This window comes from Geotalea uraniireducens Rf4 (assembly GCF_000016745.1).
Lineage (GTDB): Bacteria > Desulfobacterota > Desulfuromonadia > Geobacterales > Geobacteraceae > Geotalea > Geotalea uraniireducens.
Genome location: NC_009483.1, coordinates 2,179,574 through 2,203,139, shown reverse-complemented (window position 1 = coordinate 2,203,139; position 23,566 = coordinate 2,179,574). Strand labels below are relative to the sequence as shown.

Below are 23,566 nucleotides of genomic sequence, written 5' to 3'. Positions count from 1 at the left end.
GATTACTCTTCGTTCAGCTCTTCTGTTTCAACAGCAGCAGCCGGCTCTGATGTCTCCTCAATCGTCTCTTCTTCCTCTGTACCGTCAAAGGAGGCGAATTGCAACAGTTCGGCTTCAGCTACACGGGTTTCGCTCTTGATATCGATCCTCCAGCCGGTCAACTTCGCTGCAAGGCGGACGTTCTGACCACGCTTGCCGATTGCGAGCGAAAGCTGGTCATCAGCCACAACAATTTCCATGGAACGATTGTCTTCATCTACGTATACCTTCGAAACCACTGCAGGAGCCAGTGCATTACAGGCAAACCTGGCAACGTCTTCGGACCAGGGAATAATATCGATTTTTTCGCCCCTGAGCTCTGAAACCACATTCTGCACCCTGCTGCCGCGCATACCGACGCAGGCACCGACCGGGTCCACATCTGAATCATGGGAATAGACCGCTATCTTAGCCCGACTCCCCGGCTCCCTGACAACACTTTTGATCTCGACGATTCCTTCGGCAATTTCCGGCACCTCAGCCTCGAACAACTTGGCCAGCATCATCGGATGGGTCCGCGACAGCAGTATCTGTGGTCCCTTGGTAGTCATGCGTATCTCGGTGATAAGGGCCTTGACGCGATCTCCCTGACGATAAACCTCACGCGGAGCCTGCTCCTTATGAGGAAGAAGCGCCTCTGCACGCCCCAAGTCAACCACCAGGTCACCCTTTTCAAAACGCCGCACAACCCCGTTTATTACCTCACCATGTCGCTCCTGAAACTCATTGAAGATGGTTTCACGCTCCGCTTCACGCACCTTCTGGATAATCACCTGCTTGGCGGTCTGGGCAGCAATGCGGCTGAAACCGCTTGCGTCCATCTTCATCCCCAGCGAGTCACCTACTTCCACGTCAGGATCTATTTCGCGCGCTTCATCCAGGTCTATTTCCTTGTAGGAATCCTGCACCTCTTCAACAACGGTCACAAACTCAAACAGTTCAACCTCACCGATCTCAGGGTTGTAGTGGGCTTCAAGATCGCGGGTGTTGCGGAATTTTTTGTTGGCGGCAGTAAGAACAGCCTGCTCAAGAGCTTCCAACACCACATCCTTATCAATCCCCTTTTCCTTTACAATCTGATCGATAGTATGCTTGAGGTTGAAGTTCGTTTCCACGTTTCTATCTCCTTAATCCTTCTAATTAATTAATATAATACAGAAAGTCCGTATTTAAAACTCAAACTCCAGGTTAGCCTTTGCTACCTTCTCAAAGGGAATGGCCGCATTCTGCCCTTCCTTGAGGGCTACCAGTACCACCCCGTTTTCAATCCCCTTCAATTCGCCGAGAAACGTCTTTCGCTTGTTGCCCGCATCATCCGGCAAAGGCTCAAAAGTCCTGATCTTCACCAACCGCCCTTTGAATCGCTGGAAATCCTCGACTTTTTTTAATGGTCGATCAATCCCGGGGGAGGAAACTTCCAGACTATAATGCTCGGAGATGACATCCTCCACATCCAGAACTTCCGACAACTCCCTGCTGACAGATGCGCAGTCATCAAGGTTTACCCCACCCTCTTTATCAACAAAGAGGCGCAGAACCATTTCCCTTCCTTCGCGCTTGTATTCCAAGTCAACGAGCTCCATACCGAGCGAAGAAATCACCTGTTCGGCAAGAACTGTTACCCGCGATATTACATCAACTTTTGCCATATACAATTTTCCATAAAAAAAAGTGAGCCTGAGGAGCTCACTTTTGAGTGAACATTAACTTGTACTTTCCTGTTTACCATGTGAACAGCGGAAATGCAAGCTTTTTTTAAAAACCAGCATATCAATATTCAAACTGCATGCGCCCTCAGCATCTATGTTGACGAACAATTATGATCAGGTTAAACTCTAGCATAAATCAGGCCTTCAACTGACAAATATTTACGTTTTGCGCCCCTTTTTTTCGATCCGGACAAAGAGGAAAACTATGAAATTGCGCGTACTGGGATGTGCCGGGGCAGAATTTCCCAACTTCCGCCCATCCGCCTTCCTTATCGACGACTCACTCATGCTGGATGGCGGAACAATCGGCTCGGTGCTCTCAGAAGAAGAGCAATGGGCGATCAAATATATTTTCGTGACCCACGCCCATCTCGATCATATCCGGGATATTCCTCTCCTCGCCGACAACATCGTTATCAAAAAACTATGCAACAATGTCAAAATAGCCGGCATCAAAGAAGTACTTGAAGCAATCAGTTCCCACCTTTTGAATAACGTAATCTGGCCCGACTTCAGCAAAATACCGACCACAGAATCACCCATTATAACCTATTGGCAAATCGAACCGGAAAAGGAAATTCAAATAGACGGGTACTCAATTACCGCAATACGGGTAGACCATTCCGTACCGGCAGTAGGATATTTGGTCCGCAGAAACGGCAAGTCAATTCTCTACACCGGCGACACCGGACCAACCGACCGGATCTGGGAATGGGCCGACGACCTGTCTGCGCTGATCGTCGAGGTGTCTTTTCCCAACGAAATGGAAGAAATGGCCCTTCTGACCCGCCATTTAACATCCTCGCTCCTTGCCGAAGAACTGAAAAAAATAAAGAAGCTGCCGCCACACATACTGGTCACCCACCCTAAACCCCAGTATTACGCCAAGATCGCTGCTGAGCTGCGGGAGCTCGGCATTGCACAGATCGAATTGCTCAAGGACGGCGCTGTCTATGACTTTTAACGGCGGGGAAACCCAATGATAACAGCACTCGGGCGTTGGATAATCTATCGTATCCTGGACCTGTCGGATCTGGTTGACATCATCCTTCAAGCCTGCATAAATATTCCGGCAACAATACGTTACGGCCGTCGCCCCGTTTTCACGGTTTTCATGAAGCAGGTCTACTTTACCGGTCTTGAGGCGCTCAAGGTAATCGTTGTAATATCTCTCACCATCGGCGTTGTCATCATCACCCAGATCATAAGCCTGGTGGGCGCCGGCAACGAAATCCTTACCGGCAAAGTCCTGATCTGGGTCGTTATCAGGGAACTCGGGCCCCTGTTGACCGCCATTGTCGTCATTGCCAGAAGCGGCACGGCAATTGCCACGGAACTCGGTTACATGAAAATCAACAACGAGATCGAAAGCATCGAGTCCCTCGGCATCCCTGCCGGCCAATACCTGATAATGCCGCGGATATTCGGTGTGACCACGGCCGTCATGATTCTCACCATCTACTTTGAAATAGCGTCTATTTTCGGTGGATTTATAGTCGCTTCCATCGGCTGGCACGTACCGTTCGATCGATTCTCCGAGGGTGTATTTACGAGCTTGACCTTGAAGGAACTGGGGAGGTCTGTTGCCAAAAGTTTCTTCTTCGGCCTGTTTCTTTCCGCAGCATGCTGCAAACAGGGACTCGGTGTCGGCAAGAGTGCAACCCAGATCCCGCAGGCTGCAACCAAAGGGGTAATGCAGAGCCTGTTTCTCGTATTCTTGCTCGATGGTATAATAACGGTAGTTTCCTTGTTATGACCACAGTAAGAGACTTATTGAACTTAACCGGAAATCGCCGCTAATAATGATGACAGAAATTATAAAAGCCGAAAGCCTTAGTTTTGATACGCTCCTGGAAGAAACATCCTTCACGGTTGAAAGCGGCTCTACCTCCATTGTTGTGACGGCCAAAGAGGAAGTAGATGCCTGCCTGGTCAGACTGCTGCTCGGCTTTATCAGACCTGCAAGCGGAAGGCTGTTCCTGTTCGACACCGACATCTCGACCTTTACCGACCGGGAATTATCCGCCGTACGACAGCGGATTGGCCTGATATACGCTTCCGGCGGACTGGTTTCAAACTTGAAGGTGTGGGAAAATGTCGTCCTGCCGCTCGCTTATTCAAACAAGTTCAGCCGTGAGCAGATTGAGCAGATGGGGCTGGCTGTCCTGAACCGACTCGGCTACAGCGGAAAACTGATGGCGTTACCGGGTCACATACCCCTTTTCCAGAAAAGATTGGCCGGCCTTGCCAGGACAATGCTCATGGATCCCGATCTGGTGATCTACGAATCGCCGCTGACAGGGCTTAACTATAATGAAAGAAACCAATTTCTCAGGATTGCCCGAGAGTTCCACCTTGAAAAACCTGGAAGAACATCCCTGTTCCTTTCTTCAACCCCGGAGATCGTCCCACTGTTGGAAGACGCAAGAGTAATCACCTTCACCCAGAGGCAGTCATCATGATACAGGAAGAGGATGTACGGTTTAAACACCTGGAAAAGAAAATCGGCATATTTGCCGCGGTTGCCATTGCCGGTGTTATCGCCGGAGTGTTCCTCATCGGAGCGGACAAGGACATTTTCACCCCCAAGTACCAGCTGAAATTCACGGCAGAAAAAGGTACCGGCTTTTCCCGGGGAATGCCGGTCAAGCTTTCCGGTTTCAGGATCGGCAGAGTCAAAACCATTTCCCTCAACCAAAAGGCCATGGTCGATATTGTCATTGAAATCGACAAGGAATATCAAAAGTGGATAAAGAACGACTCCAGCGCAAAGCTCATAAAGGAAGGGCTTGTCGGGGACAACATCATCGAGGTCGCAGTCGGCTCACCGGCAGGCAAGGTACTGAAGAACGGCGACATCATTCGCTTTGAGAAAACAAAAGGGCTGGAAGAAGTGGCCAACGACATCGCCGACAAGGTGAAACCGGTCCTCATCGAGGTGCGGGACATCATCAGCTACATTAACGACCCGAACGGCGACATCAAGCAATCTTTGAAAAATGTCAACATGCTTACCCAGGAACTGCACGGCACGAGGGAGCATGTCGATGCCCTCCTTGTTTCATCCAAAGAAAACATCGGCGCAATCACCCGCAATGGGACAACCGTGCTGAACAATGCAAACGAGAAGATCAACGCCCTTGGCCCCACACTGGAGAAGGTGGACAGATCGATGGCAAAGATAGAGGGAAGCCTCCCGCCACTGCTGCAAAAAATCGATGCCAGCCTGGATCATGTGGAAAAGACCGCCCAGCAGGTGCAGAAAGCATCTGAAAAGGCCATGCCGAGGATCCCGCAACTGATTAATAGTGCCGAGGATGTGATGGAGGGAACCGACACCTTGATTAACGCCCTGAAGGATACCTGGCCGATCAAGAATCATGTGCCGGTCCCCAATGAGAAAGAGTTCGTGCCGGGTGACAGTTATGATTGAAAAATGGAAGATAAACAGCAGCTTTTGGTTATTAATGATTGTTGTCCTGCTGCCGCTTGCCGGCTGCGGCGGTAAAAGCGTGACACCCCTCTCCGCCACTCAACAGGATGCGATAAAATACAACCAGAGAGGTATCAAGTCCGAGGCCAGGGGGGATCGCGAATCGGCACTTGACAATTTCAACGAATCTTTGAGAATCAACGACGCAATAGAAAATACCGACGGGATGGTAGTGGCGCTGGTGAACATCTCCCGAGTAAACAGATATAAAGAAGAAATCGACGCAGCCCGACGTGCCGTTGACCGTGCCGTCAACCTCATAACGCCCCTGTCGCCACTCTATTCCGAGGTCGCTTATGAAAAGAGCAAGGTGAGCCTGCAGTCAAAGGATCTTACCGATGCCAGGGAATGGACGGTCAAATCCCTGGCCGCAGAAACAGGCAACAAACGAGGCAGCAGATTGAATCTCCTGGCCAGGATACTTTACCTGGAGGGACGTTTTGACGAAGCCGGGGAAAAGGCGAAAGAGTCCCTTACGTTAAACAGAAAAGCCAAACTGCGCGAGGAAGAAGCAAATTCACTGCGACTTTTGGGAGGGATTTTCACTTCGACAAAACGCCCGGGGGAAGCGCTCGAAGCGTACAAACAGGCACTTGCTCTGGACAAGGCGCTGGGCAAGAGCAGAAAGATCGCCGGCGATCTGCGCGGGCTCGCCCTCCTTTACGTTTCCCTCAATGAACCTGAACAGACCATGCGGTTATATCGGCGCGCCTACGCAGTCAGCCTCAACGATGGAGATGTGGAATCTGCAGCGGGCGATCTCCTGAAAATGTCCCAGCTCTATGAGAAAATGGGGGACAAGGTGAAGTCGGAACGCCTCCTCTCCGAACGAGATGCCCTGCTGAAGAAATCGGAGAAGCGTTGAACCGGTATACAAGCAGAAAAACCCCGTCCAAACCCCTTCACATTTTGAGTTTTACCTGCTAGTATGTGTCGCCTGCCAGGTTTCACACTATTATAATTTTCAGAGAGACACGAACCATGAAATACATCAGCACCAGAGGCAACATCCAGCCGGTCGGCTTTAAGGAAGCAGTGATGATGGGACTGGCCACCGACGGCGGCCTGCTCCTCCCCGAGCGAATTCCGGCCATAGACGCCGCAACCCTTTCTTCATGGCGCCAACTCCCCTACCGTGAGCTGGCATTCCGGATCATTTCCCTGTTTGCCGACGACATTCCGGCAAACGACCTGAAACGCCTCATCGACAGCTCCTACGACAGCTTTGACCACAAAGAGATCACTCCGGTGGTGAAGGAAAACGGGGTTTACATTGCAGAGCTTTTCCACGGCCCGACTCTGGCATTCAAGGATGTCGCGCTGCAGTTTTTAGGGAACCTTTTCGAATACCTGCTCAAGGAGAGCGGGCAAAAAATGAACATAGTCGGCGCGACCTCGGGCGACACGGGGAGCGCTGCCATTTACGGGGTACGCGGCAAGGAAAACATCAACATCTTCATTCTTCACCCCCATGGCAAGACTTCACCCATCCAGGCGCGCCAGATGACCACCGTGCTTGACGCCAATGTGCACAACATAGCGGTCAAAGGAACCTTTGACGATTGCCAGAACATCGTCAAGGAACTGTTCAACGACCTTACCTTCAAGGAAAAGTACGCACTTGGAGCGGTAAACTCCATAAACTGGGCACGGGTTCTGGCGCAGGTAGTTTATTATTTCTACGCCTGGTTCAGGGTCAGCGATGAAGTGGATTCCCCCATTACCTTCTCCGTGCCGACCGGCAACTTCGGCGATATTTTTGCCGGTTTTGTGGCAAAACGCATGGGACTTCCCATCGATAAACTGCTCCTGGCTACCAATGAAAACAACATCCTCACCCGCTTTATCAACGAGGGGGACTACTCAATAGGCTCCGTGGTGCAGACCGTTTCTCCTTCCATGGATATTCAGGTCGCCTCCAATTTCGAACGCTACCTCTATTACCTGTTCGACGAAAACCCGGCGAGGGTCCGCGACATATTTACCCGCTTTGCCGCAACCGGCCGCATGGATTTCACGGATGAGGAGATGAGAACGGTACGGCGAGAGTTCGCCTCCCGCTCGGTCAACGAACAGGAAACCCTGGATACGATTGCCGCTTTTCACCAAGAAACCGGCTATCTCCTGGACCCGCACACGGCAGTGGGCGTCAAGGCCGCACTGGCGTGCGTTACGGACGGCACAGCCGTCTGTCTGGCCACGGCGCATCCGGCCAAGTTCGGTGAAGCCGTGGAAAAGGCTACCGGTACCGCTCCGCCATTCCCGGCGTGCCTGGCAGGAATCGAACAACTGCCGACACGCTGCGAGATCATGGAGGCAAATCGGACGGCAATCGAGAAATTCATAGCGGAAAAGGCCCGATAAGGGCCTTTTCTTTAACGTAAATCTATCGTTTTCAGGATAACAGAATCTCTACATGAAGCTTAACTGGAACGACATCGACACCGTCCTCCTGGATATGGACGGCACTCTCCTGGATCGTCATTTTGACGACCATTTCTGGCTGGAGCATGTGCCGAAGAGGTACGCAGCGAAACACCGTCTCTCCCTGGACGAAGCAAAGAGCTTTCTATACAGCCACTTCAGGTCCCAGGAAAACACCCTCAACTGGACCGACCTCGACTACTGGACCGAACAGCTCGGCCTTGATATACCGCTTTTGAAACAGGAAGTCGACCACCTCATTGCTGTCCATCCCTTCGTCGTGGAGTTCCTCCTTTATCTCAAACGACACAACAAGCAAATCTACCTCGTGACCAATGCGCACAGCAAGACGTTGGCGCTGAAACTGAACAAAACACGCATCGGTCCGTATTTTACCGGCATCATCTCAGCCCACGAACTGGGCCTGCCTAAGGAAGACGTTGCATTCTGGACCGCCTTGCATAACAGGATACCATACCGGCCGGAAAGGACCCTGCTCGGTGAAGACAGTGAAACCAACCTGTCTACAGCCCAATGTTACGGCATTAAGTATCTCATCTACGTAAGCCGCTTCAGCTCTACGGTCAAGCCTGAGGCATCCGGCAGCTATACCTCCATTCACTACTTCAGCCAGCTCATTCCGCCCGAAGGCGAACTCGAAGTAACATTGACCTGAACGGGGGATTCTTGCGGTCAATTCAGTCGTGCTTCGTTTCAACCCGGCAGTGCGCTCCCCCCTGCTGAAATGTCAGATCCAGCAGATCGCCCGGCTCAACCTGGCTGCTGTCACTAATGACAGACATATCCGGCAACTTCCGTACGATACTGTAGCCGCGGGCCAGGGTCGCCAATGGCGAGAGCGCATGGAGTTTCCCGGCGCTTACCGCTGCCGCCTGTCTGGCTCGCTCCAGCAACCGCTCCATGGTGTTCTCCATCCTGGCACAGTAGCCGAGCAGGAGCTCCTTACCCTGTTCAACCTGCAAGGCGGGATTTTGCAGACGGAGGCGGTTTTGCAGAAAAGCGGCCTTTTCCTTACGCCGCAGCAACATAACCTGCACGGCATGCTTGATCCGTTCGTCAAGGTCATCGACCCGCTGTGCCAGATGACCGAGCAATAACGAAGGGTCCTTTAATGCCCGGGTCAAGCCGTTCACATCCCCCCAACAGTCCTCAAGACAATGGCGCATGGCCAAGACAAGCCGGTGGGATAAAGCGTCCAGGTCGGACGCCAGCTCGGCCTTGCTCTTTACCACCAGCTCCGCGGCTGCCGACGGGGTCGGTGCACGCAGGTCGGCGACAAAATCGGCGATGGTAAAATCTATCTCGTGACCGACAGCAGAAATCACCGGGATTTTCGACTCGTAGATGGCCCGCGCCACCACCTCTTCGTTGAATGCCCATAGGTCCTCAAGGGAACCGCCGCCGCGCCCGACGATCATCACGTCGATTTCCCGATAGCGGTTGAAGTCCCGGATCGCCGCAGCGATCTCCCCGGCCGCCCCCTCCCCCTGCACCTTCACCGGACGGATCAGCACCTGAACGTTGGCAAAGCGACGATTGAGCACATTGAGTATGTCGTGGATCGCCGCGCCGGTTGCGGACGTCACCACACCGATACGCTGCGGCAGCTTTGGAATCGGCTTTTTATGCGTTTCGGCAAAGAGCCCCTCTTTGGCCAGCCGCTCCTTAAGCTGGATAAAGGCGAGCTGGAGCGCGCCGATCCCCTGCGGCTCCAGATATTCGACGATAAGCTGATATTCTCCCCGCGGCTCGAAAACCGATACCCTGCCGCGGACGATGAGCCCCATGCCGTCTTTCGGCTTGAATTTCAGCGCCCGGGAAGAGGCGCGGAACATAACGCATCGTACCTGGGCGCCGGCATCCTTGAGGGTGAAATAGAGATGTCCGGAGTGCGGCATGGCAAGGTTGGAGATCTCCCCCTCCACCCAGACCTGCTCGAAATTTTCCTCAAGCACCCCGCGAATCAACCCGTTGAGCTGACTGACGGTAAGAATCCTTTTTTCAGCGAACAATTCCACCCAAGCCTCCCAAATGCGCCACAGTGACAAGTTTCTATCACAGTGCCCCGCCCATGTCAAACCGGTTGACCATGATGATGACTTCATTGTATGATGTGCGCCATGAAAAATTATCCATACATCATCACCGTTTCTTCGGAAAAAGGGGGGGTCGGCAAGACGACCCTCGCCACCAATCTCGCCATTTTTATCAAAGCGCTCGACGAAAACCTGCCGGTTTCCATCTTCTCTTTTGACAACCACTTCACCATCGACAAGATGTTTGCCATCAAGGGACAGAAACTGAACAGCGATGTGTCTGATCTGCTGCTGGAGACCACCGGAAGGGAACTCCTCTACACGGGGCAATACGGCGTCAACTACATCCCCTCATCCACGGCCCTCGCCGACCTCAAAAGTTCCGTCAAGGGGCCGATGGTTCTGGCGCGCCTGCTGGCCGCCTCGGACATTCCAGGTGTTCTCATCATCGATACCAGGCCCGACCTGGATGTCCTCACCCAGAACGCTCTCTATGCGGCCGATCAGGTCATCATCCCGATCAAGGACCTGGCAAGCATGGAAAACTGCCGCAACATCTTCGACCTGTTCGACAAGAGAGGGCTGGACAAGAAGAGTTTATCCCTCATTCCCTGCCTGATTGACGAACGGATCAAGTTCGAAGGGATGTTCAACGATCAGAAGACCCTTCTGAAAGCCTATGCCATCAACCGCGGCTACCGCTGTCGCGACATATACATATCGAAAAGCCCCAAAGTGGAAAGTCTCAACACCAACCCGGACGGCAAAATCTACCCGATCCTGACCCACGGCCGCGGCACCGATGTCTTCGGCCAGTTCACCCAACTGGCAAAGGTGGTCATGGAAGAGATCAAGGCCACGAAAGAGCCCCGCTCATATCTATTCCATCAATGGCTCACTGCCGAAAACGACCGGAAGAAAGAGGCCTTTTTTGCCCGGCTGAGCGGCCTCAAATCGGACTGCCTCTTGTGCGGCCGACCTCTCTCCCTTGATAAGCAGCACGGGGTATCATACTTTTATGAGACATCCGACGGCGGTGCCACCGGCTTTATGGAAGAAGCCTGTTTTTCCGATTTCCTCATGTCATCGCTATATAACATCAACACCCATCTCGCCGCTGACGATCCTGTCCGGCTCATGCTGCACGATACCGCGAAAGAATCGGCTTTTGCCTTCAAGCCCCGGATAAACGGCAATGGGGCAGAAGTCGAGTGCCACCGCTTCGATCTCAGCGGTGCACAAATATCGAGAAAATCTTATCCTCTGATGGAGCACCGGGAAGGGACGACGGATAAACCGGAACAACTATTCACTCTCATGTCGGGAACGCTGGACGGTTACGGCGGCACGTTCAGGGACGCCTTTCTCCTCGTGCATCCGGTGAACGCCAAGAACCCGGAAGCCATTCTCGTCGAAGAAAACTACCGTGAACTGACAAAGCTGAGAAAAAGTATTGCGGAGCAGATAAACTGACAGGACAGGGTTTCCTGCGTTAAGAATGGCGGGAATTCAGCGGCGAACTTTTGTTTTTAATACTACCGTTTAACTGACCAGTTGTGAGGCATAAACGAAGGTTATGCCGTCCTTTTTCAACGCCGGCAACATGGATGACAGCGCCTGGATGGTAGTCTGATGGGGGTGACAGATGGCAATGGCGCTCCCCCGTTTTCTTGCCGTATCAGCCACCTGCTGGAGTTGGGCCTTGATGGCTGCCACATTCTGTACATTGTCGAGGAACACCTGCCGCGTCCCCGCCTTCAATCCCATTTTCCGTGCCAGGCTGTAGCCGACGGAAGCGGGCGAAGTCTTGCTGTCGACAAAAAACATCTCCCTCCCTTTCAGCACCTTCAGAACGGACTGCATTTTTTCCTCATTCTCGGTAAAACGTGATCCCATATGGTTGTTTGCCCCAACGGCGTAGGGGACCGCCTGCAGATAGGCTTTCACCTTGGCCGCGATTTCCTCATCGCTTTCAGACAGGAGCAGGCCGTTCTTTTCCATGCGCTGCTTCGGATACCCCTTCGGCTCCATCGGCATATGCACCATGACCTCCCCGCCGTTGCCGTGGGCCGCTTCTGCGACACCTTTTGACTTGGCCAGACCGGGAATTATGGAAAATGTGACGGGAATGTCGATTGCCATCAACGAGCGGACTTCCTGCATGCTGCTTCCCATGTCATCGACAATAATGGCAACAGTGCCGGAGCCGGTTGGATGCGGCTTCGGCCTTACCCGGGCAACCGGTGCAACAACTGCCGCTGAGTATGCAGCATGTTTTGCCGCTTGCGGAGCAGGATGCGACGGCATCTTGAGCCGCTCGCTCACCTGCGGCTTCTCCGCAGGTTTTTCCGATGCGCCGCGCTTCGTTTTTTCCAGCAGATAAAAGGCGAGGATAATGAGGAGGACCGTTATCAGCAACGCCGCAAACGGCCTCTTGTTCCCGGAGCTTTTCCTCCTGTTTGAGCCTTTTTTCTTTTTCGCCAAAACCGCACCCTCCAAAGACAAATGCTGTTCAACTAAATAAAAGCCGCCTGCCGGTAAGATACCGTTCAGGCGGCTATCGTGAAGTGACTGCCGGAAGCTACCCCTTTATCCGCTGCGCAATGACACCGACGTTCAGTTCTACGTCCGACTGGCTCCCCTCGTCCATGTTTTTCAGACCCGCAGCCCCCTTTGTCAGTTCATCATCACCGATAATCAGGGTAAAACGAGCGTTGAACTTGTCAGCGCGGCGCATCTGGCTTTTCAGGCTTTTACCTTCATAATCGATCTCCACTGCAGCGCCTTCCTTCTGCAGCCCGCACATCAGCCTGAATGCCATATTTTGAGCCGATTCACCGAGGGCGGCAATGAACAGGTCGGGGCGTTTGCGAAAATCCTTTTCAGCAAGGAGAAGCGCCACCCTCTCCACCCCCATGGCAAAGCCGATGCCTGGAAGTTGCGGTCCGCCAAGATCGGATATCAGGCCGTCGTAACGACCTCCGGCGGCAACTGCGCTCTGGGAGCCGAGAAGGCCGGTAACAAGTTCAAAGGTGGTGCGGGTGTAATAATCGAGCCCCCTGACCATGCGCGCATTGATACTGTAGGTGGTGCCGACCGCCTCAAGATGCTGCCTGGTTCTGGTAAAATGGTCGTTGCAGCTGGCGCAGAGGTGGTCCAGTACCGATGGCGCTCCAACAGTGGCCTCCTTGCAACCGGTCGATTTACAGTCAAGCGCCCTGAGCGGGTTGGTTTCAAACCTTCTTTTGCAGTCGTCGCAGAGGTACTCGAGCCTGGAACGGAGGAAATCCTTCAGCACCTGCCGATACTGCGGCCTGCAGTCCGGGCAACCAAGAGAGTTGATCTGCAATGACGGCTCGTCAAGGCCAAGTTCGGCAAAAAAATGACAGAGCATGGTCAGAACCTGGGCATCAACCTTTGGATCAGTCACCCCGGTAACCTCGGCTCCTATCTGGTGGAACTGACGGTAACGACCTTTTTGCGGCCGCTCATAACGGAACATGGGGCCCATGTAATAAAGCTTGGCAACCGCATCGGCAACATAAAGCTTATGCTCGATGAAGGCACGCATAACGCTGGCCGTTCCTTCCGGGCGCATGGTGACGCTGTTTTCCCCCTTATCGGTGAAGGAATACATCTCCTTTTCGACGATATCGGTGGAGTCGCCGATAGAACGGCAAAACAATTCCGTTTTCTCCAGTATCGGCACCCTGATCTCCGCAAATCCGTACAATTCAAAGACCCGCCGGGCAGTTGCCTCAATGTGCTGCCACTTTTCCACTTCTCCGGGAAGTATGTCGTTAAAACCCTTGATGCCGCTGATCGCCACGCTTGTTGTTCTCCTTGTCCGGATGAAAATTATTTAGTTATTTTTCGCGGAAACATAAAAAACCCTGTTTTTGCCGTCGGCCTTACCGCGATACATGGCCTGATCAGCCAGCTCCAGGAGTTCCGTCTTCGTTTTTGCGTCTTCAGGATAACAGGCGTATCCCAGGCTGGCGGTCAGCTTGAGGTTCAGGCCGTCTGCCGCCATAAAACCGTGCGCTTCAATCGATCTGCGGATACGTTCTGCGACGGCTGCAGCCCCATCGATCCCGGTTTCGATGAGGATAATGGTGTACTCATCTCCCCCGTATCGAATAACCGTGTCCACGTCGCGCACCGACTTTTTCAGCAGTATCCCCACTTCGTTCAGCGCCCTGCTGCCGACGAGGTGTCCATACATGTCATTAACCCGCTTGAACAGGTCGATATCGAGGAAGATAACCGATATGTGGGAGCCGTACCGCTCGGCCCTCCTGATCTCGCGTTCAAGGGCAACGTCCAGATAGCGGTAATTGAAAAGGCCGGTAAGTTCGTCGATATAGAGGAGATTCTTGGCATTGTTGTAGCGAACCGCATTTTCCAGCGCCAAGGAAGACTGATCGAGCAGGAAATTAATATTCTTGAACTGGATATCCGCCGGAAAACTTGTCCCCGGTTCACTGAAAAGAATCACAATACCCTGGAGAACTGTTCTGGACCGGACAAAAAAGAGCATCGCCTCTTTCATGTCTCCGTCAGTCCCCAAGCCGAAATCCGCATCAGGCTGCATGAAGTCATGGAGCAGAACAAAACTGCGGGAATCTTCCCCCTGCACGTTGTATCTGGATAGGATCAACTCCCCAAGCCGTCCGGCACTGGCCTCGCTTACCCCTTTAAGCGCTTTCAACTCCAGGTTGTCGGCACCGTCCAGAAAGTATCCAAGCCCCCGGCTTACGGCGAATTCCTTGGCCAACGAATCGACGAGCAGCGTATGAATACGCTCAAGGTCAAGACAGTTCGCTATGGTCTGACTTACATGATAGAGATTTATCAGCCCCTTCAATTCCTGATTTTCGTCGAGAAGCCGTCGCTGCTCGAAACACAAGGCGACTGCATGCTTGAATTCGTCGTGGTTTATCGGCTTGACCAGATAATCCCTGGCGCCGTTTTTCAAGGCGAATATCGCCGTTTCCATGTTGGCATGGCCGGTAACCATAATGACATCAATGGTGGGATCGAGCTGCTTGACCTTGGATAGAATGTCAAGCCCGGTGATATCCGGCATTACAAGATCGGTCACCACAAGCTGGTATTCACGGTTTTGTACCATTACCAGGGCCTGTTCACCTGAAGCGGCCACATCGACATGGAAACCGTCTTCGATGAGGAGATCGGCAAATACCTCCCTGAAAAAACTATCATCTTCAACTACAAGAATCCTCTCCATGAAGGGGATCTCCTGAATCGTGTATTTAACGAGTTTTGGAAGCTTAGCGGGAGGTTTAACAACCTCAAACTAACAGATAATTCTGAATTCTGTCAATTAAAATGCCCGTTCCTGTTCTACCTGACAACGGCAAATTTTTCGGCCGCTGCATCATAGGCCAGATGAATAGTGCCGTCCAGATCGGTTCTACAGGTTTGGACCCCTTTTCCCCGCAGCTTTGAAAGGGTTTCTGCAGCAGGAAGATGAAAACTATTCCCGTAGCCCGCAGAGATTACGGCAATCTCCGGCGACACTGCATCAAGAAACGACTGTGACGTGGAGTATCTGCTGCCGTGGTGCGCAACCTTAAGCACCGTCGCTCCCAGGCGCTGCGGATTGCAGATCAGGCGTTGCTCGGCTTCTGTGCCCATGTCGCCGGTGAAGAGGACGCTCCCCTCCCTGTAAACGAGGCGAAAGGCAAGGGAGTCGTCATTGGGATCCCCATGATTGCAATCTGCACCGCCATGTGCCGGGGATTCCGGCGACAGGAATTCAATGCGGGCTCCGGCAACGGTAATAGCCGGATTGGAGGCATTGACCTCCCGGAGCGGCACTCTTTTGGCCACCAATATGCGTTTCAGTGTCCGGTAGTCCTCGCTCTCCGCATAAACACCGCTCTCCCAGAACTCACCCACATCAAAGTTATCGGCAATATAGAGCAATCCCTGGAGATGATCGGGATGGATGTGGGTCAGCACCATGTAGTCGATGCGCCTGATGCCCATGCTCCACAGGGCGGGGGCAAGGAGTCTTTCACCGACGTCGCTTGCACCTTCCCTTGCCGACCCGCCACCGTCAACGAGCATCCGCTTGCCGTCGGGAAAGGTTATCAGGGTGGATTCTCCCTGGCCGACACTGAAGAATGTCATCTTCAGCCCGCCGCTTTCCCGTTCCGAAGCTAGCAGGGCGTTAGCAACAGATACGGCCAGAAACGAGCCGCAGAGGACAAGCCGCGTCCTCTTCCCCGAGACGAAAGTGAGAACAACTAGCACCAGGTAAAAAAGAAACAGGTCAAGGGGCGTTGGGTTTAAGAGCGGCAGGGAAGGAATCCGGGCCAGAAACTGTATGAAGGCATTGGATATTTTTACCAGAAACGCTGCGGCCACAAGCAGCAAGCGGGCAAGGAAAGGGGCTACTGAGATGAGTGGAAGAGCAGAGAAACCGAGCACCACGGCGCCGTAACCCATGAGAGGCACCACGACGAAATTGCTGATAAGGCCGGTAAAGGAAACCCTGTGAAAATAATACGCAACGGGGAAGAGAGTGGCAATGGTTGCGGCAAAAGAGGCCATAAAGAAGAGCAGCAGCTTGCGCAGCAATGCATTGGACACCGCGGTAAAAGGGACCATGAAAAGCGGCGTGAGGATCAGAATTCCCCATAGGGCAAGGAACGACAACTGGAATGAAATATCGAACAGCGCCGCGGGCGAGAGTGCGAGAATAACCATAGCGGCCAAAAGCAGACTGCTAACCGGCTCGACCTCCCGTTCGAGAATCAAGGCAACAACGTATGCGGCGATCATTATCACCGAGCGGGCAGTTGCCGGTGCGGTTCCGGAAAGAAGGAGATAGAAGACAATAACGGGCAGGGTGATGACAAGAATGCATTTGCGCAGGTTAAAATGAAGGGTGAGAAATTCCGAGCTGCGGCCGGCCGCCAGCAGAAGCTGGAAAACGAACAGGGCGATGATGCCCACATGGAATCCGGAAATCGAGAGGATATGATTGACACCGGTCCGCGAATAGTCATCTTCAAGCTTACGCGGAACGTAACCCCTCTCCCCGATGAGGAGCGCCCGAAGAATCGAACCTTCCACTCCCGGGATCGCACTGCCGATAAACCGTCCCATCCCTGAGGCGAGATGGTCGATACGCCTTTGCGGCCGATTATCGACCCCCTCCCGGATAAGAATCACATCATCCGCCCCTTTCACAAAAGCAGTTACAAAAACCTCTTTGAATGCCAGGAATCGCGCATAGTCGAATTCACCGGGCAAACCGTAATTCCTCGGTTTGTGCAGATGCGTGACGAACCTTACCCGGTCGCCGGTCAGAAACGTAACCCGAGCTTCTCCGACATGCAGCAAAAGTCGGCCCGTTACAGCAGCATGCCTCTCCCCGGCAAAGAGGCGCTCAACGTGCAGATAAAGCCTGCTTCCCAGTTCAGTCGCCTCGGGACGACCGTCGATAACCCCTTCAATGGTCACCGTTTTATCGCCGACAAAGTTCGCAATGTGGTTGATTTCGAGACGGGGTTGAATTAAAGGCTTTACCGCGAGGTTACCCCAGCAGAAAAAAAGCAGAGAAATGGCAATAAGGAAGGAGAGTCGATTCCGAACGAAAATCGTAAAGAACGATACGGCCAACAGGGGCAGAAGTAGGTTTTCGGGCAAAAAAAACGAATAAAACCCGGCAATGGAGAGACCCGCTATTATCGAAGCAAGGGGAATGAATAGCGGTCTCTCTATCACCGCTCTCTCCGCTTATTTTCTGCCCTTGAAACGTTCTACCAGAGAAGCCAGAATTTTATCCAGTTCCGGGCGTTTAACAGGGGCTTCGGGATCGCCCTTCATGCCGCAGACCGCCATATATTCGGCCGGAGAGGACTTTTTCCCGGTCAACTGGACCACATCGATCCCTCCGTTTGTCGTCAGTTCTACCAGGAGCTTGTGTGTGCCGCGCTCAAGCCGGAAATAGCCTAAATCCACCCAATCCAGATAGGGCTTGGCCGGTCTGATGATTTTCCTGCCATCAAGTTCAGCAGTCAACTCCTTACCCAGTAATCTGATTTTGAGACCATAAACAGCGCTATTTTCAACACTGAACGGAATTTCCAGTTGGGCGCCCCTGTAATCGGCCCTCACCCATTGCTTGGCAATGAACTTGCCCAGATAACCGATGGTAGTGGTTTTCACCGTGAGGGGGAGCTGTGCAACATCTGCCGCAGAAAGCGTTTTCGTACTATCCGTCGGATCATCGGGGAGTTGCTTCTCCAGGTCGAGGAGTGCAGCGGTGATCTCCGCCAGCTCCCCCATTTTCAGAACATTCTGCATATGCCAACCGCCAACCGGCTCCACAGGCGGCAACGGTAGCCCTTCGAGTACAAAGTAATCGACCCCCCCATCAGGAGGGATAACAACGTTTAGTTCCTGCACCCCGGCTTTTAGAGGTATCGCACCAGCCACAGCCTCACTGAGCTTTCCGCCGGTACTGACGGTAAATTCCTTCCCGCCGGCCTGCCACTTCTGCCCGTCCCCCTTGGCAGCAACGATGAGGTTATAGCTCCCTTCCAGCGGAATGAATACCTTGAAATGGGCAATGGTCGGCACCGCAACCCCGCTCACCCACCCCCTGCCGGTAAAGGAACCGTATAAGGAATAGTTGCGCACGGAAACGTTGTCGTTTTTAACATCATAGACATCTTCAGCTTCAAACCTGAAAACCCGCTTCCCTGAAAGAATGGCCAAGTAATCATTTTCCCTGGGCTTTTCTGGAAGACCAGCCTCCCACCCCAAGGCTGTAACCAGGTCAGCGGCAAATTCCTCCTGCTTGACGACCTCTTTTTTCACCGCAGGTTTTTTCTCGGCAGCCGTCCCTCCGGTAACGTCGAGTAAAAAACATATGGTCAACATCACGGCAAATGATCTGATGCTCTTCATAATTCCTCCCAAACAACAGCGTAGTCTGCAACATTACCGATCTATTAAGGTCTCAGATTATATAACACAGCTTTTGCCTGAATTAAAGGATTCCTTTAACCATTTCGCCTGTGCAAAGTAGAACCGCTGTTCACTTTTATCAATTCATTCTTAACATATTGATATAACGGTCTATTTATTGATTACGCAATGACTCCTGTGCAGGGTTGGAACAGTTGCACTGCCGCCCTCTTTCAGCTAGCCTCCCGCCGTATCTATTGATTTACTCAATAATTCAGCGGCGTTACAAGATTATTTAAGATTATTCGTCCGCTGGTACGGCTGTTGTAATAGCTAAGGTAAATACAACGCTTTCAGGAGGGACAGGCCATGCTAACGACAAACTTTACATCCGGCGCAAAGAAATTCATGGTAGCCGCTCTTTTTGCTTCCGCTTTCGTCTCTACCGCCAGCATCGCTTCTGCTTCGCTTGGTGATGGCTCATTGGGTATCTGCTCTTTTACCCGGCAGCTGGAGGACCCCTACGAAAAGGTCTTATTCCAAAACCGGTTTGCTGTCGCCAGGCAGGCTGCCACCTCACTCTACGGCGAGATGTCCGGCGACAATAACAGGGTAATCGTCAACGGCGGTGAACGATTGGAGATCGATGCGTTTTCCTTCGACTGCATCTCCTGCCACGATGGTACGAGCGCCCCTTCCCACGATACCCGTTTTAAAAACACGAGCCGGCCCGATGCGGATGCTGCGCAAAGTGCGCTGGGCAGTCATCCGATCGGCATGCATTACGGGAATGCCAGTTATATGAACGACCAGTTGAGAAGCGTCAACAGCCTCAATCCGAACATGCTCTTTGTCGACGGCAAGGTGGGATGCCTGAGTTGCCATAATCCGCTCAACCCGGATAGGAACCACCTGGTGACGAGCAATGAGTACAGCAACCTCTGCTTCTCCTGTCATATCAAATAAAAACGTCAACGACGGTAAGGAGGATACGACCATGGGATACCGTTATATGATGCCGGATGAAAAGGCCGGCGAATGCAGCTACCGCGTCATGGAAGTGGTTATGATGAGAAAGGGAAAAGCCGGCACGGAGAAGGCCGCAAGTCAGATGATGACCGTTGATAACCACTGGGATACCCTGAGGTATGTACAGGACAACATGGACGATTTTATCGCCAACATCGTAAAGGTGAAGAGAATGGACGCGTCCGGCAGAAGGAAAATCGATGAAAACGCCAGGCTGTTCGAACGCAACCTGGAACCGCTCTTTTCGCTGATCTCGGCAACGAGCAAAACGAATGTAATGGACAAGCTGTCCAATTCGCTGAAAAAGGCCCTGTTTCTCATGGCCCTGGACCGTTACCACTGCGACAAGGATACCATATGCCGCGCTCTTGGCATCAGCAGGGATAAGCTGGACAAGGAAATGAGGGCATGCGGCCTTTGATTACCGGAGCACAAAACAATTTATAAACAAAAAAGGGGACATGACATGTCCCCTTTTTCAACATTTGCTGTAGCCACCCTATGCCAATCGGTGGGCATACAACGGAAAGCGTTTCATCATGGCATTTACCCGGCCCTTTACCTCGGCCAGCTTTGTTTCATTCTCAACGTTGGCCAGGGCATCGGCAATCAAGACAGCCACTTCTTCCATGTTCGCCTCTTTGAGGCCGTGCGTAGTGGCAGCAGGTGTGCCGATACGAATACCTGACGTGATAAAGGGAGAACGGGTATCAAACGGAATACCGTTCTTGTTGACGGTGATTCCCGCCTTATCCAGTGCTTCTTCGGCTACTTTGCCGGTAAGCTGTGTTTCTGAGAGGTCAACCAGCATCAGATGGTTGTCGGTTCCGCCCGATGTCAGTTTGAATCCTTGCTTTACGAGTCCGGCGGCCAGAGCCTTGGCGTTCTTTACGATCTGCTCCTGATATGTCTTGAACTCCGGCGCCAAAGCCTCCTTGAAGGCGACCGCCTTGGCAGCAATTGCGTGCATGAGCGGCCCACCCTGAATACCGGGAAAGATATTGGAGTTGAGTGCCTTGGCAAACTCCTCGCGGCAAAGAATCATGCCGCCGCGGGGACCGCGCAATGTCTTATGCGTGGTAGTTGTGACAAACTCGGCATGGGGAACGGGACTCGGATGAAGACCGGCGGCAACCAGACCGGCAATGTGGGCCATATCCACCATTACCACCGCTCCGACCTTGTCGGCAACCTTACGAAAAGCGGCAAAATCGATAATGCGCGGATAGGCGCTGGCTCCGACGACTATCATTTTCGGTTTGTGCTCCAGGGTCAGTCTTTCCACCTCATCATAGTCGATGGTCTGATTTTCCCGGGTCACGCCGTAGGGAACGATATTGAAGAACTTGCCGGAGAAATTCACCGGGCTGCCGTGGGTCAGATGCCCGCCATGGGCCAGGTTCATCCCCAATACCGTGTCGCCGGGCTTCAGCACGGTAAAATAAACCGCCATATTTGCCTGTGAGCCGGAGTGTGGCTGCACATTGGCGTGTTCAGCACCAAAAAGCTCCTTGGCCCGTTCAATGGCCAGATTCTCGACGATGTCGACGTTGTGGCAACCGCCATAATAACGTTTACCGGGATAACCTTCTGCATATTTGTTGGTTAACACCGATCCCTGAGCCTCCATCACGGCTTCAGAAACGAAGTTCTCCGAGGCAATAAGTTCCAGGTTATATTCCTGACGTTCGGTTTCCAGGCGAATGGCATTTGCTACCGCCGGGTCAAATGTTTCCAGAATTGACATGAGTCGCTCCTTTATTTGGTATGAGAAAAGGAAACGGGACTATAGCAGTCCCGTAATCAGTGTTGATTTCACATATTTAACTTAGCCGCGCAGCAGACTACGACCTACGCAGTTCCTTTTCGATGTCTTCTATTTTGTCGAGCCTGGCCTGGTGACGGCCACCCTCAAATGTGGCATCCAACCAGGTTGCCACCATCGTTCTGGCCGCGTTCTCATCCAGTACCCTGCCGCCGAGCACCAGTATGTTTGCGTTATTGTGTTCCTTGGCCATCTGCGCCATAAAAGAATCCGTTACGAGTGCAGCGCGAACTCGAGGAAATTTGTTGGCCACTATCGACATACCGATACCGGTGCCGCAAACGAGTATCCCCTTCTCCACTTCGCCCGAAGAAACCTTCCTGGCCACCTTTACACCGAAATCCGGATAATCAACGGAATCACCATTATCGGTGCCGCAGTCCTCAAAGGAGATTCCACGCTCTGCCAACAGTTTTTTCAATGCCTCTTTCAGAGACAGGCCGCCATGATCACTACCGATTGCTATCATCATTGGCACCCTTCCCGCTATATCTTTTTAAAGAGAAGCGTTGCGTTAGTGCCGCCAAAACCGAATGAATTGCTGAGCGCACAGTTGATCGAAGCATTACGGGCAGTGTTGGGAACGTAATCCAGGTCACAATCGGGATCGGGATTCTGATAGTTTATGGTCGGCGGAACAACACCCTTCTCCATGGCCAACAAGGTAAATACCGCCTCGACCCCGCCGGCAGCGCCGAGGAGATGACCGGTCATGGACTTCGTAGATGATACCATCAGTTTTTTGGCATGATCGCCGAAAACCCGTTTGATAGCCATGGTCTCATAAAGATCGTTGAAGTGTGTCGACGTACCATGGGCATTGATGTAATCAACCTCTTCAGGTTTTACCCCGGCAGTGGCAAGCGCCATTTTGATGCAGCGGGCTGCACCCTCTCCGTCAGGGGCCGGTGCGGTGAGATGATATGCATCACCGCTCAGGCCGTAACCTGCGACCTCGGCGTATATCTTTGCACCACGTTTTTTTGCAGCCTCGTATTCCTCCAGCACGACTATTCCTGCCCCTTCGGCAAGAACAAATCCGTCACGGTTTTTATCAAAAGGACGCGACGCAGCAGAAGGATCATCGTTACAGGTGGAAAGGGCTTTCATAACGGAAAATCCGCCGATGCCAAGGGGGGTTACCGTTGATTCGGTACCGCCGGCAATCATGGCGTCGGCATCACCGCGCTTGATCATGTGATAGGCGTCGCCGATGGAATGGGTACCGGTAGCGCAGGCGGATACGGAAGATACGTTCGGACCTTTGGCACCGTACTTGATCGAAATATGCCCCGGCGCCAGATTGATGATGAGCATGGGAATGAAGAAAGGGGATATCTTCTTATACCCACCCTCCAGCATGGCTGAATGGTATCTTTCAATGGCAGGCAATCCGCCCAATCCGGCACCGACGAGAACCCCAACCCTCTCAGCATTCTCCTCGGTTATTTGCAGCCCGGAATCTTCCATGGCAAAATGTGCAGCTCCCAAGGCGTACTGAATAAAGTAATCCATTTTTTTGATTTCTTTTTTGTCGATAAAATCTTCGGCAACGAAATCCTTTACCTCGCCTGCTATGTGTACTGGCAAGTCAGTGGCATCGAACCGCGTAATCAGGCCGATACCTGATTTACCGGCCGTGACGGCATCCCAGTTTTTCTGGTTGCCGGTTCCAAGTGGCGATACGACACCGACTCCCGTTACTACGACTCTTCTCATAAATTGAAGCTCCTTAACGTTCTAAATCCACTTCAAAAGGCGCGTACCCTAAGAAAAAAGGGGAAGTTTTATCCTCCCCTTAATCTGCTAGGTATGATCAGTGATATAATCTATGGCGTCCTGCACCGACTGGATCTTCTCGGCATCTTCATCGGAAATTTCGATGTCGAATTCTTCTTCAAGAGCCATAACCAGCTCCACTGTGTCCAGAGAGTCGGCGCCAAGGTCATCCATGAAAGAAGCCTCGTTGGTAACCTGCCCCTCGTCGACTCCCAGTTGTTCAGCTACTATTTCTTTAATCCGTTTATCAATCGATGACATT

General features: G+C 52.5%; 22 protein-coding genes. 10 read left to right on the top strand and 12 right to left on the bottom strand.

The window, feature by feature from the left end; all coding sequences use genetic code 11:
- Window positions 1-2: 2 nt before the first annotated feature.
- Together nusA and rimP are read right to left on the bottom strand one after the other, a co-directional pair.
- Entirely contained in the window at window positions 3-1,154 is a 1,152-nt protein-coding gene (gene nusA / locus GURA_RS09615) for a transcription termination factor NusA (RefSeq protein WP_011938792.1), read from the bottom strand.
- 54 nt (window positions 1,155-1,208) lie between these two features.
- Window positions 1,209-1,688, bottom strand: coding sequence for a ribosome maturation factor RimP (gene rimP / locus GURA_RS09610; protein ID WP_011938791.1), 480 nt, complete (start codon window positions 1,686-1,688; stop codon window positions 1,209-1,211).
- 265 nt (window positions 1,689-1,953) lie between these two features.
- Here rimP and GURA_RS09605 point away from each other — a divergent pair, with 265 nt between their 5' ends.
- From GURA_RS09605 to yrfG, 7 genes are all read left to right on the top strand, one after another.
- On the top strand, window positions 1,954-2,712 hold the full coding sequence (locus tag GURA_RS09605; protein ID WP_011938790.1) for a 3',5'-cyclic-nucleotide phosphodiesterase: 759 nt from the start codon (window positions 1,954-1,956) through the stop codon (window positions 2,710-2,712).
- 15 nt (window positions 2,713-2,727) lie between these two features.
- Window positions 2,728-3,504, top strand: a complete 777-nt coding sequence (locus GURA_RS09600) for an ABC transporter permease (protein ID WP_011938789.1) — start codon at window positions 2,728-2,730, stop codon at window positions 3,502-3,504.
- 46 nt (window positions 3,505-3,550) lie between these two features.
- Window positions 3,551-4,210, top strand: a complete 660-nt coding sequence (locus GURA_RS09595; RefSeq protein ID WP_011938788.1) for an ATP-binding cassette domain-containing protein — start codon at window positions 3,551-3,553, stop codon at window positions 4,208-4,210.
- Window positions 4,207-5,181, top strand: a complete 975-nt coding sequence (locus GURA_RS09590; RefSeq protein WP_011938787.1) for an MlaD family protein — start codon at window positions 4,207-4,209, stop codon at window positions 5,179-5,181. Before GURA_RS09595 ends, GURA_RS09590 begins: the two co-directional genes overlap by 4 nt.
- On the top strand, window positions 5,174-6,106 hold the full coding sequence (locus GURA_RS09585; RefSeq protein ID WP_011938786.1) for a tetratricopeptide repeat protein: 933 nt from the start codon (window positions 5,174-5,176) through the stop codon (window positions 6,104-6,106). Before GURA_RS09590 ends, GURA_RS09585 begins: the two co-directional genes overlap by 8 nt.
- Window positions 6,107-6,222: 116 nt before the next feature.
- On the top strand, window positions 6,223-7,605 hold the full coding sequence (gene thrC, locus GURA_RS09580; protein ID WP_011938785.1) for a threonine synthase: 1,383 nt from the start codon (window positions 6,223-6,225) through the stop codon (window positions 7,603-7,605).
- Between the two features lie 52 nt (window positions 7,606-7,657).
- Window positions 7,658-8,341, top strand: a complete 684-nt coding sequence (gene yrfG / locus GURA_RS09575) for a GMP/IMP nucleotidase (RefSeq protein WP_011938784.1) — start codon at window positions 7,658-7,660, stop codon at window positions 8,339-8,341.
- A gap of 22 nt (window positions 8,342-8,363) precedes the next feature.
- Here yrfG and xseA read toward each other — a convergent pair whose 3' ends face one another.
- A complete protein-coding gene (gene xseA / locus GURA_RS09570; RefSeq protein ID WP_011938783.1) occupies window positions 8,364-9,704 on the bottom strand; it encodes an exodeoxyribonuclease VII large subunit in 1,341 nt (446 codons plus the stop codon).
- Window positions 9,705-9,797: 93 nt separating this feature from the next.
- Between xseA and GURA_RS09565 the strand changes: the two genes are divergently transcribed.
- Window positions 9,798-11,195, top strand: a complete 1,398-nt coding sequence (locus tag GURA_RS09565) for a ParA family protein (protein ID WP_041245876.1) — start codon at window positions 9,798-9,800, stop codon at window positions 11,193-11,195.
- Between the two features lie 69 nt (window positions 11,196-11,264).
- Here GURA_RS09565 and GURA_RS09560 read toward each other — a convergent pair whose 3' ends face one another.
- The 5 genes from GURA_RS09560 to GURA_RS09540 form a co-directional block, all read right to left on the bottom strand.
- On the bottom strand, window positions 11,265-12,206 hold the full coding sequence (locus tag GURA_RS09560; RefSeq protein WP_011938781.1) for a divergent polysaccharide deacetylase family protein: 942 nt from the start codon (window positions 12,204-12,206) through the stop codon (window positions 11,265-11,267).
- 97 nt (window positions 12,207-12,303) lie between these two features.
- Window positions 12,304-13,551 carry a histidine--tRNA ligase gene (gene hisS, locus GURA_RS09555; protein ID WP_011938780.1) on the bottom strand — a complete coding sequence of 416 codons (1,248 nt, stop codon included), beginning with the start codon at window positions 13,549-13,551 and terminating at the stop codon, window positions 12,304-12,306.
- A 33-nt stretch (window positions 13,552-13,584) separates the two neighbouring features.
- Entirely contained in the window at window positions 13,585-14,973 is a 1,389-nt protein-coding gene (locus tag GURA_RS09550; RefSeq protein ID WP_011938779.1) for a GGDEF domain-containing response regulator, read from the bottom strand.
- 116 nt (window positions 14,974-15,089) lie between these two features.
- Window positions 15,090-17,483, bottom strand: coding sequence for a DNA internalization-related competence protein ComEC/Rec2 (locus tag GURA_RS09545; RefSeq protein ID WP_011938778.1), 2,394 nt, complete (start codon window positions 17,481-17,483; stop codon window positions 15,090-15,092).
- A gap of 12 nt (window positions 17,484-17,495) precedes the next feature.
- Window positions 17,496-18,671 (bottom strand): carbohydrate-binding protein, encoded by a 1,176-nt coding sequence (locus GURA_RS09540; protein ID WP_011938777.1) that lies wholly within the window; start codon window positions 18,669-18,671, stop codon window positions 17,496-17,498.
- Between the two features lie 369 nt (window positions 18,672-19,040).
- On the opposite strand from GURA_RS09540, the gene GURA_RS09535 reads away from it, so the two are divergent.
- Both GURA_RS09535 and GURA_RS09530 read left to right on the top strand, forming a co-directional pair.
- Window positions 19,041-19,637, top strand: a complete 597-nt coding sequence (locus GURA_RS09535) for a cytochrome c3 family protein (protein ID WP_011938776.1) — start codon at window positions 19,041-19,043, stop codon at window positions 19,635-19,637.
- Window positions 19,597-20,121: a hypothetical protein gene (locus tag GURA_RS09530; protein ID WP_232278943.1), complete on the top strand. Its 525-nt coding sequence runs from the start codon at window positions 19,597-19,599 to the stop codon at window positions 20,119-20,121. The genes GURA_RS09535 and GURA_RS09530 overlap by 41 nt, the downstream gene beginning before the upstream one ends.
- Window positions 20,122-20,199: 78 nt before the next feature.
- Here the strand turns inward: GURA_RS09530 and glyA are convergent, their stop codons facing one another.
- From glyA to acpP, 4 genes are all read right to left on the bottom strand, one after another.
- A complete protein-coding gene (gene glyA / locus GURA_RS09525; RefSeq protein WP_011938774.1) occupies window positions 20,200-21,447 on the bottom strand; it encodes a serine hydroxymethyltransferase in 1,248 nt (415 codons plus the stop codon).
- A 97-nt stretch (window positions 21,448-21,544) separates the two neighbouring features.
- Entirely contained in the window at window positions 21,545-21,994 is a 450-nt protein-coding gene (rpiB, locus tag GURA_RS09520; protein WP_011938773.1) for a ribose 5-phosphate isomerase B, read from the bottom strand.
- A gap of 17 nt (window positions 21,995-22,011) precedes the next feature.
- Complete coding sequence (fabF, locus tag GURA_RS09515) at window positions 22,012-23,244, bottom strand: beta-ketoacyl-ACP synthase II (protein ID WP_011938772.1); 1,233 nt, start codon at window positions 23,242-23,244, stop codon at window positions 22,012-22,014.
- Window positions 23,245-23,331: 87 nt separating this feature from the next.
- Complete coding sequence (gene acpP, locus GURA_RS09510) at window positions 23,332-23,565, bottom strand: acyl carrier protein (RefSeq protein WP_011938771.1); 234 nt, start codon at window positions 23,563-23,565, stop codon at window positions 23,332-23,334.
- Between the last annotated feature and the right edge of the window lies 1 nt (window position 23,566).